Consider the following 18,347-nt stretch of genomic DNA (forward strand, 5'->3'; position numbering starts at 1 on the left):
GGATGCTGATTTCATTGATCATTTAAAACTGCCAAACAGTGACAACACCATCCGCTGATTGAGCATATAGGCGATTATTGACGACAGTCAGACTGGTCAAAGCACCCTTGGTATTGACTCGGCTGATAATTTTGCCTTGATTATTTAAAATATGTACCATACCATCTGCATCCCCAACAGCGATATAAGAGCCGATGGTTACAGGGTTGGTTAATCCGCGATATTTTAGCTCATTATTTTCCCAAAGCTTATCGCCAGTCAGTCGATCAAAGGCAACCACATCGCCATCAGTACTGCTACCGATGACAGTGTTCGCCAAAGTAGTCAGTTTTTTGGTGCTAGATAGCTCGCTGACGAACATGGTGCGCCCCGTTGCCATATCAAAGCCAGTTAATTGTCCACTGTAACTGGCAGCGTACAGATGATTCCCTGATACGATCGGAGTGCCATCGACATCACGCAGCTTATCAATCTCTCCAGAACCCATCGCCAATCCCACACGGCGAGCCCATACAGGCGCACCTGTCATGGTATCTAGTGCATGAATACGCCCATCCGAGCCACCAATCAATACCGTGCGAGTATCAAGCGCCAAAGGCTTTGCCATGCCGCGCACACTGGTATTTGGTGCTTGGGTGTTGTACTGCCAAACTGTCGCACCACTGTTAATATCCAATCCAAAAATCGCGCCGCTGTTAGTGATGGCAATCACTTTATCACCGCTGATCAAAGCTGGCGCCAAACTTGAAGAACCAAGCTCCGCCGTCCAACGCGGCGCACCTGTACGGGCATCGAGCGCAATCATTTTGCCAGAGCGTGTGCCAATGACTGCCACCCTTCCTTGATCATCAATGCCAACACCACTGGTAATCGCATCTTCAGCGTTATATTGCCAAGCAGTAGATCCACCCATGTACCCACTAACAATACCGCTACGACTTGCTGCGATCATACCATCTGCCACAGGTGCAATTTGTAAATCAATCACATCCTTTCGCACTTTGGTACCACTGCGACTAAACACCGATCGACCTTGATCCAAGCGGACGCTCGATACCTGTGTCAATACAGCGACTGGCGCCTGAATATTAACCAATTTGGCAGGCTTACGCTCGGTTGGCTTGATGGCTTTGGTGCCGCAGCCCACCATAGTTACCGCCAATGCTGCAACCAATGCGGTATTGATAAAGCGCTGATACATAAAATATCCTTACTTTGCTATTCTTAATTAAGTGTATTTGACCATTATTATAAGGTGTCTTTGCTAAGCACTAATTGCCATTTTGTGGGTTTTGTGTGTCTGCTACTGCCGAATCGTGCTCAACGATCTGTGATGTGTCCCCACCCTCAACTGCTGGCTGAGTATTTGGTATCGACACCACTGATTGGGCAGGCTCGATCGGCTCAACACTGACCCCAAGTGACTGTAATTTTAAAGCCAATACCGCGCGGTTTTCTTGGCGCTCACGCAGTGCTTCCCAAGCTTTGGTATAAGCAGCTTTGGCATTGTCAATTTCATTTCTGGCATGATAAATATCACCCAAAAGCTCTTGGCGCGACGCTTCAAACGCTGTCGGCATGGTTTCATTGGCGATCGATAGCGCACCTTCGGCATCACCATTTGCCAGCATGGCTCGCGCATGGCGAATTTTGGCGATCGCTGTCAAACCGTCGTCATCAAGATCGATTGAAGCGGCTTGGCTGAGCGTTGCGACCGCACCTTCAAGATCATTATTATTGGTCTGATGGCGCGCCTTAATCATGAGCGCTTGCCAGGCATAAGCAGTATCGCCATGCGCCTCAACAAGTGCATCAATATCACCCAAAAGCTGCTTTTCTTCTTCAGCCAGTGCCTGCTTGCCAGCCGCATCGAGCTCTGGATTTAAATATGCCTGTACCAGCTGCTCGTCGCGCGCCGAGATCGACGTATAAGCATCTGCAGCGACGGTGTCTATCTTGGCATAATTCTTTTGATAATACTGCCAACCAAAAAAGACAGCCAATACCAAAAGCACTGCATAAATAATCTTTTCGCCATGCAATTTTAAGGCAGTTAAAGATTTTTGATCCGCAAAATTATTGTCATTCTTCGGAGTGTCAGTCATAATCAAACTCTAATTGAAAATTGCACGCATTATATCACACACAAACGTTTTCATGCGGTTTTTATCCATACGCACTTTATAGCACAAATTGATAATCAGCGGGCGCGCGGCTTTGTTCGCCTGTTGCCATCGTCTTGATGGTGATCTGATTGGCGCTCACTTCATCTTCTGCGATGATCACCGTATAAGCGGCACCTGATTTATCGGCTTTTTTCATTTGCGATTTTAGTCCTGTGGCACTTGCCATTTTGACACGCAAATCCGTCTGACGCAAGCGAAGTGATTCGGCGTATTTTAAGCCATCAATATAATAATCAGGATGCGCGATCACAAAAACATCACACTGGGACGCTGCTTGATAAGGATTAACCGCATCAATCAATAGCATCAAGCGCTCAAGCCCCATGGCAAATCCAACCGCAGGCTCTGACTGCTCGGCTTTGCCTTTGATAATACCCACCAAGCCATCATAACGACCACCGCCGCAGACAGTCGCTTGTGAGCCCAATTTGTCAGTCACCCATTCAAACACGGTTTTATTATAATAATCCAAACCACGCACCAATTTATCATTGAGCTCAAACGGAATGCCAAGCGCAGACAGATACTGCTGCACTTTTTCAAAATGCGCCAACGACGCTTCGCCCAAAAATTCACCAAGCTTAGGGGCGTTTTGTAAAATTTGCTGGGTTTTTTCATCCTTAGAATCCAAAATCCGCAGTGGATTGGTGCTTAAGCGGCGTTTTGAATCCTCATCCAAAGCCTCTTGGTGTGCCGTCAAATACTCAACCAATGCAGACTTATATGCCGCGCGCTCATCAGCCTCGCCCAAGGTGTTTAGCTGAAGTGTGACATGATCTTTGATGCCAAGTTTTTGCCACATATGATAGGTCATGGCGATCAGCTCAGCGTCAGCATCAGGCAGCTCAGAACCAAAATATTCTACGCCCAACTGATGAAACTGGCGATAGCGTCCTTTTTGGGGACGCTCATAACGAAACATTGGGCCTAGGTACCATAGTTTTGGCGTATCACCACGAGTTAAGTTATGCTCAACAATCGATCGCACACAGCCTGCCGTCCCTTCAGGGCGTAAAGTAAAAGAAGATCCTTCATCGCCCTTATTTCCGCCATGCACCACGCCAAACATTTCTTTTTCGACGATATCAGTCGCTTCACCGACACCTCGTGCAAATAGCTGAGTTTCCTCAACCAAAGGCAGGCGAATTTGGCTATATCCGTAGCTGTCCATTACCTCAATCAATGCCCGCTCCATCGCACGCCATGCTGGTGTTTGCTCGGGGAGTACATCATTAAAGCCACGAATGGCGGTAATTTTATTCATAATATTTCCTTAATAAAAATCCAATCAATGAGTCATATCGTTAAGTTCATGTAAGTTCAAAATTTTATCAAACTCGCCTTTAAATCGGTGGGGATGATTGACATCAAAATCGGTAATCGTTTTTAAAAATTGTGAAAAATTGGCATTCTTATTCGCCAATTCATCGACCACCGAATAATCCATCATGTCCTTGAGTTTGGCAGGTGATAAAATTTTACTTTGACTTATCTCGCGCCTATTTAGCTCAATGATACCAATGCCAAAGCTTTGACTCAGCTTTTTGAGCGCCTCGATAAATTGACCATCAGGCAAGATCTGTGCTGCCACCAAATAGCCTTCGTTTGTCCAACTTGAATTACTCACCGCCTGAAAAAAGCTTTCTTTATAATTACTAAAATTTAGCTCTTTTTTGATTTCAAATGCATAGATTTTTATTGGCGGCTTATTAAATTTCGTAATAAAATTCAGGACAGAGCTTTTTTGATAATTGGCATATTCAAAATGCACCGCCACCATGTCTGGATATAGCCATTTATCCTCACCCTTTGTCCCTTTTGGACTGACTTCATGAAAGATGGTTTTTGAATAAGCTTGAAAATATTCATCAGATTTCAAAAAGTAAGTCAATATAGGATGCAAATCTCGCTCATGATATTTATCTGAGTGATGAGCAATTTGGCTAGAATTATCCGTCACTTCTGACTGTGCTTGTCGTGATTGTTGAGAGTTTAAAATATATTGTTTTGGCTTAGTATTTGGAACTTCCTCGAAGATATGTTTATTGCGAGTAATTATAGCGCGAAATGTTCTTTCTGGTGATTTACCAATGAAAGATTTAGTGGAAACATCATAAGATCTTAACCTATGATGCAATTTATTTGCAAGGACAAACTCCCACAGCTGTGCGATTGTCATTGGTCGATTGACCATCGCCATCGCATGCACCGCTAAATCCACAAAGCCCAATTTATCCTGATCGCTCATACATTTAGCCTATGCGGATGATCTCATTTGCTCGCTTATCTTGCAGCTCTTTGACCTGAGCGCGCACCATCGCCTCGATTTCATCCACTAATTTTGTGGTGTCGATCAGGTGACTTTTTGCGCCATTTTTATAGACCAAGCTATTAGGACTTGCGCCCACCACCCCGATGGTAGCTTCTTTGGCTTCACCCGGCCCATTGACTTTACAGCCGATGACTGACAGATCCAGTGGCTCACGCACATCCTCTAAGCGAGCTTCAAGCTCATTCATCACTTTGATCACATCAAACTCTTGGCGGCTGCAGCTTGGGCAAGCAATGAAATTGACGCCATTACTTCGGATGCCCAGTGATTTTAAAATATCAAAACCAATTTTAATTTCTTCTTCAGGTTCAGCAGCAAGTGAGATACGCATGGTATCGCCAATACCCTCAAGCAAAAGTCCGCCAAGTGCAATGGCGGATTTGACCGTACCGGTACGATACACGCCCGCTTCAGTGACCCCAAGATGCAGTGGATTATCAATCTGCGCCGAAATCAGCCGATACGCATCCAAGGTTAAAAACACATTTGAGGCTTTGACTGAGATTTTATAATTCTGAAAATCAAGATTTTCTAAAATATCAATGTGACGGAGCGCCGATTCAAGCATCGCTTCCCCTGTCGGCTCACGATATTTTTTTTGCAGATCCTTTTCAAGCGAGCCTGCATTCACACCGATACGAATTGGCACATTATGATGGCGCGCTGCTGCCACCACTTCTCTGACTTTTTGATCATTACCAATATTGCCAGGGTTAATGCGCAAGCAGTCAGCGCCTGCATCTGCCACCGCAATGGCGATCTTATGATCAAAATGAATGTCAGCAATTAGCGGGATTGAGACGCGTTTTTTGATTTCGGCAAAGGCAGCCACACTTTCCATCGTCGGTGTCGATACGCGCATCAAGTCCGCGCCTGCCTCCACGCAGCGCTGAATTTGTGCGACCGTAGCGTCAACATCGCAGGTGTTTGTATTTGTCATACTCTGCACACTGATGGGAGCATCACCGCCGATGGCGACATTACCGACGTGGATTTTTTTGGTGGGGCGGCGTTTGATCGGATTGTGTGTTGACATGGTATTACCGTTATTATTGTTCAATTAACCAAATACATTAGTAATGATCATCACATACTAGTGATGATCACTTAATAATTTATCATAAGACTTTTTAATTTCACCATTTTGAGTGCCTGAAGCCAACGCACGCTCAAGTGCTGATTTGGCGTTATGATACATATCTTCTGTTGGCAGTTTGGCGGCTTGATACTGATGATAATAAATATACGCCATATTTTCGATGGCGATCACACGCCCTTCATAGCCGATGGCTCGGCTAGGCTGATCAAAATAAGCCAACGCACCTGACAAATCCCCCATCTGCACCAAATAAAGCCCATAATCCATATGACTTTGCATATCTTCAGGATTTAGCGCGATCGCCTGTTCAAATAAATGTCGAGCCTTGGCTTGGTGAGCAGCATCCTCTGACGCCTGATAGACTTTTGCCAAGGTACGATAAGCAGGCGCAAACTGCCGATCAGCTGACAGCGCCGCGTCCAGCTGCTGCTTGGCTTGATCAAGCTGACCCATGTCCAGTAGCGAGACTGCAATCTGAGTGCGGATTTGTGCCAGATGCGGATTATTTTTGGGTGGTGGCGGTGTACTTTGGCAGGCACTCAATACCGCCCCAGTCACCATGATCATAAGCCACTTTACTCGGATTTTCATGCAGCGTCCATTCTATCAAGGTTTGGCATCATTAGTAAATAGTGGCATCAATTCATTCATGATGACTTTGGCGTTTTTGGATACTTTCTTGCCATTTTTTGGCGCGGCGTGTACGATCAGCGACTTGACCCACCAGTTGCCCGCAAGCAGCATCAATATCATCGCCGCGAGTTTGGCGAATCGTACAAACAAACCCCGCTTGATTTAAGATATTGCTAAAAGCATGTATCCGATTATTGCTTGAGCGACCATAAGGCGCGTGCGGAAATGGATTGAATGGAATTAAATTAATTTTGCTTGGTAAATCTTTTAATAAATCAACCAACTGATGCGCGTGTTCATCAGAATCATTCACCCCTGCCAGCATCACATATTCGATGGTGACGTGTTTTTTGTGGCGCGGATTTTCATCATACACATAGGCTTTGGCAGCCTTGATAAGCTCTTTTAAAGGATATTTTTTATTGATTGGCACAAGCTCATCACGCAGCTCATCATTGGGCGCATGCAAGCTGATGGCAAGCGCCACATCAATGTCTTTGGCTAAGTCATACATTTTTGGGACGACGCCTGATGTCGAGAGCGTGACACGGCGCTTGGATAAGCCAAACGCATGATCATCAAGCATGAGTGACATCGACGCCACCACAGGATCATAGTTTAATAAAGGCTCACCCATGCCCATCATGACGACATTGGTGACGCGGTTTTCTCGCTCGGTTGGTGTCACATCTTCCATATAAGACTGATTGGCAACCCAAAGCTGTCCAATGATCTCGCTTGGCGTCAAATCCCGCTCAAAGCCCTGCTTGCCCGTACTACAAAAAGAACAATCCAGCGCACAGCCCACTTGCGATGAGATGCACAACGTCTTACGCCCAAATTGCTTACCATCTTCAGCAGGAATCAAGACCGTCTCAACCAGCGAACCACCCGCCACCTCAAAGACCCATTTACGCGTCCCATCTTGACTGAACTCTTTATATTTGACAGTCGGCGGCGCGATATAAGCGACTTCATGCAGCTTTTGCTGAAGTTTTTTTGAAATATTTGTCATCTCAAAAAAATCTGTCACGCCAAATTGATAAATCCACTTCATCACCTGCGTTGCACGAAACGGCTTTTCACCCAAAGACACAAAAAACGCCGATAATTCGTCTTTTGACATACCCAAAAGATTGATTTTTTGAGCTGCTTGGTCGGACTGCTCAGCGGTGGCAATGACAGGAATTTTATTCACGGTGTGCTCTATAAAAATATTTAATTAAACCAATTATTATACTAAAATTTCAAGTTAAAGTCATGCCAAAGGGGCGCGCTACAAATAATAAAAAGCAAACGGAGAGTCCATTTGCTTTTTATAAAACAGATCATCAATGATTTTAGTGAGCCAAACCTTGCACACGCTCAACTTGTTTAGCAAAATCCTCTCGGTATTCCAAAAGCTCTTCGCAGGTGATGGCAAACACACCGCTGCCGCCTTTTTCAAAGATCAGCCAATCAAATTGAATTTCAGGATAAGCTTGGCGTAGCGCCCACTCACTATCACCAACTTCACAGACCAATAAGCCGTCTTTGGTCAAATAATCAGGCGCATGGTACAAAATCTGATGCACCAAATCCAAGCCATCTTGACCTGCCGCGAGCGCATGTTCAGGCTCATGTAAAAACTCAGGCGGCAGATCCGCCATGATCGCTGCATCCACATAAGGCGGGTTGGTCACAATCAATTCATATTGATTTTCGGCAGGCAGTTTGGCAAATAAATTTGATTCAAGCAAATTGACTTGATGAGCAAGCTCATGATGCTCAACATTTGTCCATGCCACTTCAAGGGCATCTTTATCAATATCTGTGGCGTCAATATTAGCATCAGGGAAAGCCTTAGCAAGCGCAATGGCAATACAGCCCGATCCTGTGCATAAATCCAAAATATGCTCAGGCGCTGCCAACTGCGATTCTTCCAAACCGTGGCTAAAAAATGAGTTTTTTCGCACATCATCGACATCAAAATACGGATAAAACTGCTGATTGATCAGCTCGGCAATCGGAGAGCGTGGAATCAAAACGCGCTCATCAACATAAAAAGGCAGCCCACAAAAATACGCCAAATTAATCAAATAAGACAAAGGCTTACGCTGAATGATACGCTCGGATAATAAGGTCAAGACTTCTTGCTTTTCGCTGGGCGTGAGCTTACACTCCAAAATCTGCTCATCAGCCGACCACTCAAGCGATAAAGAATGCAAAACAATCGCCGCCGCTTCAGCAAATTCATCCGTTGTCCCTTGCGCCACGACGACATCGTACTGCCGAAGCTTGGTCACCACAAAGCGGATAAAATCACGAATGGTCACCAATGCCTGCTCAGCTTCACCAAGCTCGGCATACAATGTGGCGATCTCTGCTTGAGTGAGCTGACCATTTTCATTCATCGTGTAATCAAAATCATATTCCGCCAAATCGTCAGCGTCAAAGTGGGTATCAGTTGTCATCAAGCTGCCTTTTGTCATGCCCTGCATAAAGTGATATTCAAATACTTTTCATTATAATCAACTTAGCAAAAATTTGCCACTGTTTTAGAAGCTCTTACCAAAATCATGGCACAGTCCCATGAAATAAAAGCCTATAAAAACATCAAAATTTGGTGAATGTGATTGGTTTTAAGCCAAAAAATTGTTAAACTAAAGGCTTAAATTAAGTGCGCCATACCCCAAATTTTTGCTAAGTTTTTTGATTAATTTTGAGACCATAATGACTGATACGACAAGATTTTGCCTGCCCCAAGGCATGAGCCATGAGACTTTTTTGGCAGAATATTGGCAAAAAAAGCCGCTGCTGATTAAGGGGGGTTTACCTGATTTGGTGGGTATGTTTGAGCCTGAAGATGTGCTTGGTTTGGCGCTTGAAGACGGCGTATCTGCACGCCTGATCAGTCAAAGCGATGAAAATACCCACCAATGGTCGCTAAAGTCTGCGCCACTTGATGAAGAAGATATCAATCAAGCGCCCAAACTTTGGACAATCTTAGTACAAAATCTTGAGCAGTGGTCGCCTGAGCTTGGCGAGCTTTGGTCGTATTTTGATTTCATTCCCAAATGGCAACAAGATGACATCATGGTATCAGTCGCCCCTGAAGGCGGTTCGGTGGGTGCGCATTATGATGAATATGATGTATTTCTTGCCCAAGGTTATGGCGCGCGCCGATGGCAGCTGGGTAAGATGTGCACAGCCGATACGCCGTTTGTGCCTGATCAGCCGATACGCCTTTTGGATGATATGGGCGAGATTATTTTTGATGAAGTCCTTGAAGCTGGCGATGTGCTCTATGTACCGCCAGGACTTAGTCATCATGGGGTTGCGATGAATGACTGCTTGACATTTTCATTTGGTTTTCGCAGACCCAATCTTGTGCAGATCATGGATGAGCTGGCAGATGTATCCACCAATCACGCCAAGCTGTTTCGCGTTCTTAGCTTGCCGCAAGCTGCCCAAGAAGATGCCTATGAGCTGAGCCACGACAGCCTTCAAGCACTTAAAAATGAACTTATCACCCTGCTAAACTCTAAAGAAGGCGATGCACTATTTTCAGATGCCATCGGTGAGTTGGTCAGTCAGCGTCAGTACGAACTACTTGCGTTTGAAGATGAGCTGGATGCTGATACACTCAAAACTCGCCTAGAAGACGGTGAATGTTTGTTGCTAAATCCTGCTTGCCGCTTTGTGCGTGTGTCTGATGCGTGGTACATCAATGGTGAAAAAGTTGATTTGACAGATGATGAACGAGCACATCTTGAACGCCTGACTCAAGGGGATGCCATCACTGCTGAAGATGCCAATTTGAAAAATCTGCCCTGGCTTAGCCAGTGGCTCAATGACAATTGGCTGATTTTGGTTTGATGCCATGTTAAGAGTCATTCGCGTGCTGATGCTTTTGATGATTTTTTTGTTGATCGGTGTGTATGTGTTTGGTCAATTTCAAAACCATCATGCTGACAACGTCAATCCCATTCCTGTGGTTTCTGTGTCTTAGGCACAGTCAGCTTAACTCAAAATAGAAGATTATGTCCTTTGTACATCTAGGTATTCGCAGCGAATACGCCATCGTAGACTCAATCGTCCGCATCAAAGACCTAGTCAAAGCCGCCGTCGCCGACGGTCAAGATACACTTGCTTTGGCTGACTGGAATAATATGTTTGCGACGGTGAAATTTTATAAAGCATGTATCGGCGCTGGCATTAAGCCAATCATTGGGACTGAAGTGGTGGTTGGTGAGCATATTGATAAAGATGCTGCCGATGCGCGCCACAGCGTCATCTTGTATGCGATGAATAATGACGGCTACCAAAATCTGATGCGCCTGATTTCGGACGCTTATACCAACCGCCCAATGAACAATCATGGCTCAGTAGAATTTGAAACGCCTATCATCACCAAAGCGGCTTTAGCGGAACGCTCTGATGGATTGATCGTCATCTTGACACATCGCTCAGAGATCGCTCAGCCTTTACTGGGCAATAATCCTGATAATGCCCTGCCCATGTTACAAAACTGGCAAGGTATCTTTGGCGATCGGCTCTATATTGGCATTCGCCGAGTCAAAGCCAGCGATGACAGGTTCAATGAAAGCGCCATCGTTCAAGCGGTCAAACTTGGCATTCCTATCGTTGCACATAATGATGTGCGCTTTATTCATGCAAGCCCCACCGAGACGAACGACAAAAACAACACCGTCAGCACAGATTTTGATGCGCATGAAGCTCGCGTCTGTATCGCCAATGGTTATACCTTGGCGGATGACAGACGCCCAAGAGAATATACCGAGCTTCAATATTTCAAAAGCCAAACGCAGATGACCGAGCTGTTTGCTGATCTGCCCCAAGCCATTGAAAATACGCGCCTGCTTGCCAGCCGATGCAATGTAACGATCACGCTTGGGATCAATGTTTTGCCTGATTTTCCCATCCCAGAGGGTGATACCATTGAGACTTTTTTTAAGAAAGTGTCCGCCGATGGCTTAAACAGACGCCTTGAGAAGCTCTATCCCGTTGAAGAAAGAGGTGACGATTGGGATCAAGTACGAAAACCTTATGATGAGCGTCTTGAGTATGAGCTTGGCATCATTCTTAAAATGGGTTTTCCTGGCTATTTTTTAATCGTGATGGACTTTATCCGCTGGGCGAAAGCCAATGGTGTGCCTGTCGGTCCTGGTCGTGGCTCAGGCGCAGGTTCTTTGGTTGCTTATGCGCTTAACATTACTGATCTTGACCCTTTGAGCTATGATTTGTTATTTGAGCGATTCTTAAATCCTGAGCGCGTCTCGATGCCTGACTTTGATATCGATTTTTGTATCGAAGGGCGTGACCGCGTGATCGACTACGTGGCACAGGCGTATGGTCGCCAAGCGGTCAGTCAGATCATCACTTTTGGTACGATGGCGGCGCGTGCTGTGGTTCGTGATGTCACGCGTGTTCAGGGTAAGCCTTTTGGCCTGGGTGATCGCATCTCAAAGATGATTCCAAAAACACCTGGCATTAAGCTTGAAGATGCCTTTGATCAAGAGCCGCAGCTCAAAGAGCTGCTCACCAATCCAGATGCGCCAGATCATGAGTTGGCACTTGAGATTTGGGAGATGGCCAAAAAACTTGAAGGACTGACGCGTAATGTCGGTAAGCACGCAGGCGGCGTACTCATCGCCCCGAATCGTATCAGTGACTTTTCGGCCATCTATTGTGATGGCGAAGGTCATCCTGTCAGCCAGTATGATAAGGACGATGTCGAGGCGGTCGGCTTGGTGAAATTTGACTTCTTAGGACTTCGAAATTTGACCGTACTTCAAGCCGCGGTCGATAACATCAATCAAACTCGCCAAGCCCAAGGTCAAGCGCCAATTGATTTAGAAACCTTACCGCTTGATGATGCCGATGTCTATACCTCAGTGCTCCAAGAAGCCAAAACCAGTGCTGTCTTTCAACTAGAAAGTAGCGGCATGAAAAAATACTTAGCGCAGCTTAAGCCCTCAAATATCGAAGATGTCATTGCGATGTGTGCTTTGTATCGACCTGGTCCGCTTGAGTCAGGTATGGTCTCTGACTTTATCGACAGAAAGCATGGCATCCAGGAAGTGGCTTACCCCCACCCTCAGTTTCAGCATGAGCTGCTACAGCCGCCGCTTGAATCGACCTACGGGGTGATCGTCTATCAAGAGCAAGTCATGCAGATCGCGCAGGTCTTGGCAGGTTATACCCTAGGCGGGGCGGATATGCTAAGACGCGCCATGGGTAAGAAAAAACCCGAAGAGATGGCCAAGCAGCGCAGTACTTTTGTTGATGGAGCGATAGGACAAAATATCGATGGCAGCTTAGCGGCGCAGATTTTTGATTTGGTTGAAAAATTTGCCGGCTATGGGTTTAATAAATCGCATTCGGCAGCCTATGGCGTGCTTGCTTATCAGACTGCTTATCTAAAGCATTATTATCCTGCTGAATTTATGGCAGCGGTCTTGACATCCGAAATGGATGATACCGACCAGGTGGTTTTTTTGCTGTCGGATTGTCGGGATAATTTTGGGCTAAATATTATTCCGCCCAGTGTCAATCACAGCCAGTGGAAATTTGTAGTCAGAGACGCCAAGACAATTGTCTATGGGCTGGGCGCTGTCAAGGGCGTGGGCGAAGAAGCGGTTAATAGTATTGTCGCTGCGCGCAAGGACGGTCCTTTTAAGGATTTATACGATTTTTGTAATCGCGTTGACATCAAAAAAGTGGGCAAGCGCTCATTAGAAGCACTCATCAAAGCAGGCTGTTTTGATATTTTGGCCGAAAACCTAAAACCGCATTATATCACCGATCAGTCAGATCAAAGCTACCAAATTCGCCGTGGCTTGTGGCGACAGCTCCCCGAAGCGATGGCGGCAGCTGACCAAAACCGCCAAAATCAACTGACCGGGACGATGGATTTATTTGCAGATGTTGATGATGCGCTGTTTGTCGCACCACCGCTTGAGGATGTCTACTGGCAGCCCCAAGATCGCTTACGCTATGAACAAGCCACACTTGGACTGTATTTGACAGGTCATCCTTTGGATGAGTATCGCAGCGAGCTACCCTTATATACCACCGTCAAGAGTGTCCTCGATCTAAAAGATACCGGCAAAGGCTTTGCATGGATTGCAGGCTTGATCTATGATGTGGCGTTTTTTGGGGAGCGCATTGTCGTGAAGCTTGACGATGGTAAAGGTCGCATTGAGATGAGCTGTTATGGCGAAACTTTTAATAAGTTTAAAGATGTTTTGACCGCAGGTAAACGCGTGCCCGACATTGATGAAGAGTACGAACCTTCATATACCAAAGGTGAGCGTGCAAATATGACCATCGCTAATATCGTCATCGCCAAAATCGGTGTCCGTGAAAGTGACGATGGTCGGATTTTTACTCGCCTACATCACATTGAATCCATCGAAACCGCACGGATTCGCCGACTTAAGGAAATCCATCTTAAGCTTGCTTGTGATGACACCCAAGCGCTTGCGGGGATTTTGAGCGTGATCAAAGAAAATAGCCCGCCGCCTGAAGTTATCAAACGGGGCTCCTACCCAAATTCAGAGCATGATGACGCTATGGATATCGGTCAAGTAGGCGATTTGTGCGTACCTTTATCACTGTATTTATATGATGAATGCAGTGTTGCACGTGTCCAAACCAATGACCGATTGCGACTATACCCCAGCGATCAAAACATCGCTCAATTAAAAAATCATCTCACTGATGATCATTTGGTGTTCCGTTAATGACTCATGCTTTACTCAAATCTTGGCTATCACGCATTCGTATCGTGATGATTGGCACCACCTTGCCTGCCAATATCGGCTCGGCGGCACGTGCGCTTCATACCATGGGATTGGATGATTTGGTGGTTGTCAATCCGCGTCTGCCGATTGATGACAGCAGTTATGCCAATGCCGCAGGCGCAGGCGCATTACTGGATAAAACTTGCATCACAAAAGACCTTAAAGATGCCATTGGTGATTGTATGCTCATTTTTGCAGCCAGTGCCCGCTCACGCCAAATGCCTAGACCTGTACTCACCCCAAGTATGGCAGCACAAGTTGCACTCAAGCAATTATCAAAGACTGATCCAACAAATGATTTAGCACCATCTTTGGCTGATACAGCGCAATCATCTGATGATTTTCTTAATGCCCTACCCAAAATTGCCATTTTATTTGGGCGTGAAGATCGAGGCTTGACCAATGAGGAGCTGTCATTGGCTGATTATCACATACAGATTCCCGCCAACCCAGACTATCCTGTGCTCAATGTCGCCAGTGCCATACAGGTCATCGCCGCTAACTTTTTTGATCAATTTGCCAGTACGCTGACATCATCCCCTCTTATCAGCACCAAGCAGACGCAAGGCGTGCAGCAAGAGAATCACTCGCTGCCCATACACATACGCACCGACTGGGATGAGCCTGCGATCACTCAAGCGCAGGCAGCCAGCCTTGAAGGCGCGCTCATCGCATTAATGCAGCGACTAAATCTTGCGCACGACGACGATCTTAAGCATCTACCAAACCGCTTATCTCGCTTGAATAGCCGCTTACAGCTCGACCAAAAAGAATACGCGTTAATTCGCGCACTGATCGCTAAGATTGATAAAAGCTTGCCTTAGCTTCGCGTGATTGCTCATAGTCAATCATATCAATATGCCAAGATTGACTTGATAAATTTCACATTGAGCGATATGATGACAGAAATTTTAGGAAAATCACATGCTAAAAAAACTATTTAAATTAAAAAATGCCATCCATGAGGATGTCAAAGCAGTGCTTGAGCGTGACCCTGCGGCGCGCAGTCAGATGGAAGTGCTCTTAACCTATCCAGGTATTCATGCGCGCATCATGCACCGAGGGGCACATCGCTTATGGAATTCTGACCATAAGTTTATGGCAAGAGCACTCTCTCATTTTAGTCGCTGCACGACAGGCATTGAGATCCACCCTGCCGCCAAGATCGGTAAGCGTTTTTTTATTGATCATGGCATGGGCGTAGTGATTGGTGAGACTGCTGAAATTGGTGATGATGTTACCTTATATCATGGCGTGACTTTGGGCGGTGTGTCTTGGGAAAAAGGCGCCAAACGCCATCCAACGCTTGGCAATAATGTCGTTGTTGGTGCAGGCGCTAAGATTTTGGGCGGCTTTAGTGTCGGTGATGACGCTAAGATCGGCTCAAACGCTGTTGTTGTCAAGCCAGTGCCGGCTGGTGCCACGATGGTCGGTAGCGCCGCTCGCATGGTCGTCAAAAACAAACAAGAACAAAAGCCCACCGAACATCAAGCCCAGTCCGAAGCACTCTTTAACGCCTATGGTCTAAAACCTGATTCCAAAGACCCTGTCGCATCGAGCATTGCTGCTTTATTGGCGCACATCCAAGAGCGCGATAAGCAAATCTGTGAGCTTACCGCCGCGGTCAAGAAATTGGATCCAAACTTCACTCCCAAAGGCATAAAATCACTGTGCAAGGATGATTTGGATGTCTTTGATGGCGAAGATTTAAAGCCTGACTATCACATTTGATATGAGCGATTTGATGACCAAGGCACCCCATCGCTGCGCTTGGTGCCTGTCCGATCCGATCTACATAGATTATCATGATCATGAGTGGGGTAAGCCTATATATGATGATCAGATGTTATTTGCTCAGCTTTGCTTAGAGTCGATGCAATCAGGCTTAAGCTGGATTACGATCTTAAAAAAACGCGATCATTATTATGATGCGTTTGATCAGTTTGACGCAAATAAAATCGCCAAATACGACCAAGCCAAGATCGAAGCATTGATGCAAAATACAGGCATCATCCGCCATCTTGGTAAAATCAGCGCCATCATCAATAACGCCAAAGCCTATCTTGCCATCACTGAGCATCAAAGTTTTAGTGACTATCTTTGGGGGATCGCGACGCCAGATGGCAAGCCTGTCATCAATCATCCCAAAACACTCACCGACATACCCACCCAAACCGACGCCTCGGTAAGATTAGCAAAAGCTCTAAAAAATCAAGGATTTAAGTTTATCGGTCCAACCACTTGCTATGCCTTTATGCAAGCAGTGGGTATGGTGAATGATCATGTGATCGATTGTGAGTTTCGCTAAAAAGCCTCCGTGAGATCGCAGAGGCTTTAGGATTTGGATTAATTGATTGGATCTTGTTTAGAAGTTTTGATTAAGCGTGCATGCTCAGCTTTGGACTCAAACAGCGCATTAAGTTTATCCATCTCAAAGCCATCAATTTGCACTGTACGATTTGGAAAGGGAATGTCAATGCCCGCTTCATCAAATGCATATTTGACCTGTTCAAGCAGCTCAGCATGTGTCATGAACCAATCATCGTTATTCGTCCATGCTCTGAGCATCAAATTCACAGAGCTGTCCGCCAAAGCCGTTACGATGACGCTTGGCTCTGGATCATCCAAAACATTGGGGTGAGCCTTGGCAAGTGCGACCATCACCTCCCTTGCAGCGCGAATGTCTGAACTATAACCAATACCCACTTCGACATCCACGCGGCGTGTTGGCAGGGATGAATAGTTGATACTGGCAGTGGTCATGATATCGCCATTAGGTATGATGATTTCGTGATTATTGGCGGTACGGATGCGTGTATTTACCAAGCTGATATCAAGCACCGTTCCAAGTTTACCACCGACTTCGACGACATCGCCACGACCAAACGGTCTAAAAATGACAATCAAAACACCTGCTGCTAAGTTTGATAACTGATCTTTTAGCGATACACCAATAGCAACGCCTGCTGCACCGAGCATAGCAACGAATGAGTTGGTGTTTACACCAAGCTTATTTAAAGATGCCAAAACCACCGCAACAAGCATGAGACCATATAATAAATTGCCCAAAAAGTTGGCGGCAGTATTATCCAGTCGGCTTTTTGCCATGACATGCTTGGCAATGCGCACCATGCGCTTACCAATCCACTTGCCCACAAAGAAAATGAGCAGCGCCAACACCAATCGACCTGATAAGTCAATCAGCAGATGAGTAAGTGTGTTAATATCTATTGGTATGCCCAAAAACTGCAAGGTGTCATTAGCACCATGCTCAAGCGTATCTTTGGTTATTTTTGCTGCATCAGCTGCGACTTCTTTGGCGGTTTCGGCAGCATCCGCGACCGCAAGGGTGGCATTTGCTAGTTCAGCATTCTCAGTGCTACTTTGACTCATGACTTCCCCATCACTGTGTTCTTCATAACCCAAAAGGCTTGTAAATACAAGCCTTTATTTGATAAAATGATATACTCTATTAGATAAACTTAGTAATTACCTTAAGCGGCAAATACTTCATCCCCAGTCCAATCGGAAGCCATGGCCAAAGTGGAACATAAGCTTCCGAAACCTTTGCTTCGATGGCCTTGACGATCACATCAGCGCCCTCATCTTCTTCCACCTCAAAAGGCAAATATTTGGCACCGATATTTAAATCCGTGCGCACATAACCTGGATAAATGGTGGAAACTGTAATCGGTAATTTTTCTTTGATCATATCAGCGCGAATGCCTTCAGCCAGTCTGGCAAGACCAGCTTTGGCAGCGGCATAAGTCGTCAAATGACGCGGCAAACCTCGCACCGCTGACATGCTAGAGATGACAACCAATTGCCCGCTGTTTTGGCTACGAAAAATCTGCATCGCTGCCTCACATTGAGCCATAGCAGCGATAAAGTTTGTTTCGGCGGTGGCGCGGTTAATGTTAAATCGGCCATGACCGATCACACGACTATCACCCACGCCCGCATTGACGATGATTTTATCAATTTGACCGATTTGTTCGGCAAATTCGCCAAAAACCTCAAAAATCTGTTCGTAATCAGTGACATCCAAGCGCTTAGTATGCACTGTGATGCCATAATCGCCCTCAAGCTCAGCTTTGATCGCCTCAAGTCTCTCTAGGCGGCGCGCGCAAATCGCCAAATCATAGCCCAAAAACGCAAACTTACGCGCCATCATCGCACCCAGTCCCGAGCTTGCCCCTGTGATCAGCACTGTCTTACCTGCGCCGATACCGCGAATGTCATTTAAGTCTTTAATTTTATTAAAACGGTTGGCAACAACACGACCAAAT

The 18,347-nt window shown here is 45.9% G+C and carries 16 protein-coding genes; 6 read left to right on the top strand and 10 right to left on the bottom strand.

What is annotated here, in order from left to right:
* Nucleotides 1-22: 22 nt before the first annotated feature.
* The 8 genes from bamB to prmB all read right to left on the bottom strand — a co-directional run bounded on the left by bamB (nt 23) and on the right by prmB (nt 8,703).
* Nucleotides 23-1,201: an outer membrane protein assembly factor BamB gene (gene bamB / locus U0021_RS01290; RefSeq protein WP_114800487.1), complete on the bottom strand. Its 1,179-nt coding sequence runs from the start codon at nt 1,199-1,201 to the stop codon at nt 23-25.
* Nucleotides 1,202-1,271: 70 nt separating this feature from the next.
* Entirely contained in the window at nt 1,272-2,105 is an 834-nt protein-coding gene (locus U0021_RS01295; protein WP_114800488.1) for a YfgM family protein, read from the bottom strand.
* A 76-nt stretch (nt 2,106-2,181) separates the two neighbouring features.
* The gene (gene hisS, locus U0021_RS01300) at nt 2,182-3,450 is read right to left on the bottom strand and encodes a histidine--tRNA ligase (RefSeq protein WP_114800489.1); all 1,269 of its coding nucleotides are present in this window, start codon (nt 3,448-3,450) and stop codon (nt 2,182-2,184) included.
* A 24-nt stretch (nt 3,451-3,474) separates the two neighbouring features.
* On the bottom strand, nt 3,475-4,434 hold the full coding sequence (locus U0021_RS01305) for a hypothetical protein (RefSeq protein ID WP_114800490.1): 960 nt from the start codon (nt 4,432-4,434) through the stop codon (nt 3,475-3,477).
* Nucleotides 4,435-4,438: 4 nt separating this feature from the next.
* On the bottom strand, nt 4,439-5,554 hold the full coding sequence (ispG, locus tag U0021_RS01310) for a flavodoxin-dependent (E)-4-hydroxy-3-methylbut-2-enyl-diphosphate synthase (RefSeq protein WP_114800491.1): 1,116 nt from the start codon (nt 5,552-5,554) through the stop codon (nt 4,439-4,441).
* Between the two features lie 57 nt (nt 5,555-5,611).
* Entirely contained in the window at nt 5,612-6,184 is a 573-nt protein-coding gene (locus U0021_RS01315) for a tetratricopeptide repeat protein (RefSeq protein WP_114800514.1), read from the bottom strand.
* Nucleotides 6,185-6,260: 76 nt separating this feature from the next.
* A complete protein-coding gene (gene rlmN / locus U0021_RS01320; protein WP_114800492.1) occupies nt 6,261-7,448 on the bottom strand; it encodes a 23S rRNA (adenine(2503)-C(2))-methyltransferase RlmN in 1,188 nt (395 codons plus the stop codon).
* Between the two features lie 142 nt (nt 7,449-7,590).
* Complete coding sequence (gene prmB, locus U0021_RS01325; RefSeq protein WP_078255763.1) at nt 7,591-8,703, bottom strand: 50S ribosomal protein L3 N(5)-glutamine methyltransferase; 1,113 nt, start codon at nt 8,701-8,703, stop codon at nt 7,591-7,593.
* Nucleotides 8,704-8,962: 259 nt separating this feature from the next.
* Between prmB and U0021_RS01330 the strand changes: the two genes are divergently transcribed.
* The 6 genes from U0021_RS01330 to U0021_RS01355 all read left to right on the top strand — a co-directional run bounded on the left by U0021_RS01330 (nt 8,963) and on the right by U0021_RS01355 (nt 16,366).
* Complete coding sequence (locus U0021_RS01330) at nt 8,963-10,108, top strand: cupin domain-containing protein (protein ID WP_205276538.1); 1,146 nt, start codon at nt 8,963-8,965, stop codon at nt 10,106-10,108.
* Nucleotides 10,109-10,112: 4 nt separating this feature from the next.
* Nucleotides 10,113-10,241: a hypothetical protein gene (locus U0021_RS01335; RefSeq protein WP_264755536.1), complete on the top strand. Its 129-nt coding sequence runs from the start codon at nt 10,113-10,115 to the stop codon at nt 10,239-10,241.
* A gap of 31 nt (nt 10,242-10,272) precedes the next feature.
* Nucleotides 10,273-13,998, top strand: coding sequence for a DNA polymerase III subunit alpha (gene dnaE / locus U0021_RS01340; protein ID WP_114800493.1), 3,726 nt, complete (start codon nt 10,273-10,275; stop codon nt 13,996-13,998).
* On the top strand, nt 13,998-14,882 hold the full coding sequence (locus U0021_RS01345; protein ID WP_114800494.1) for an RNA methyltransferase: 885 nt from the start codon (nt 13,998-14,000) through the stop codon (nt 14,880-14,882). Before dnaE ends, U0021_RS01345 begins: the two co-directional genes overlap by 1 nt.
* 100 nt (nt 14,883-14,982) lie before the next feature.
* The gene (gene cysE / locus U0021_RS01350) at nt 14,983-15,789 is read left to right on the top strand and encodes a serine O-acetyltransferase (protein ID WP_114800495.1); all 807 of its coding nucleotides are present in this window, start codon (nt 14,983-14,985) and stop codon (nt 15,787-15,789) included.
* On the top strand, nt 15,773-16,366 hold the full coding sequence (locus U0021_RS01355; protein WP_078255709.1) for a DNA-3-methyladenine glycosylase I: 594 nt from the start codon (nt 15,773-15,775) through the stop codon (nt 16,364-16,366). Before cysE ends, U0021_RS01355 begins: the two co-directional genes overlap by 17 nt.
* Before the next feature lie 38 nt (nt 16,367-16,404).
* On the opposite strand, the gene U0021_RS01360 is transcribed toward U0021_RS01355, so the two are convergent.
* Nucleotides 16,405-17,451, bottom strand: coding sequence for a mechanosensitive ion channel family protein (locus U0021_RS01360; protein WP_114800496.1), 1,047 nt, complete (start codon nt 17,449-17,451; stop codon nt 16,405-16,407).
* A 79-nt stretch (nt 17,452-17,530) separates the two neighbouring features.
* Entirely contained in the window at nt 17,531-18,232 is a 702-nt protein-coding gene (locus tag U0021_RS01365; RefSeq protein ID WP_233424918.1) for an SDR family oxidoreductase, read from the bottom strand.
* Nucleotides 18,233-18,347: the final 115 nt, after the last annotated feature.

The organism is Moraxella canis (assembly GCF_034424565.1).
Classification (GTDB): Bacteria; Pseudomonadota; Gammaproteobacteria; order Pseudomonadales; family Moraxellaceae; genus Moraxella; species Moraxella canis.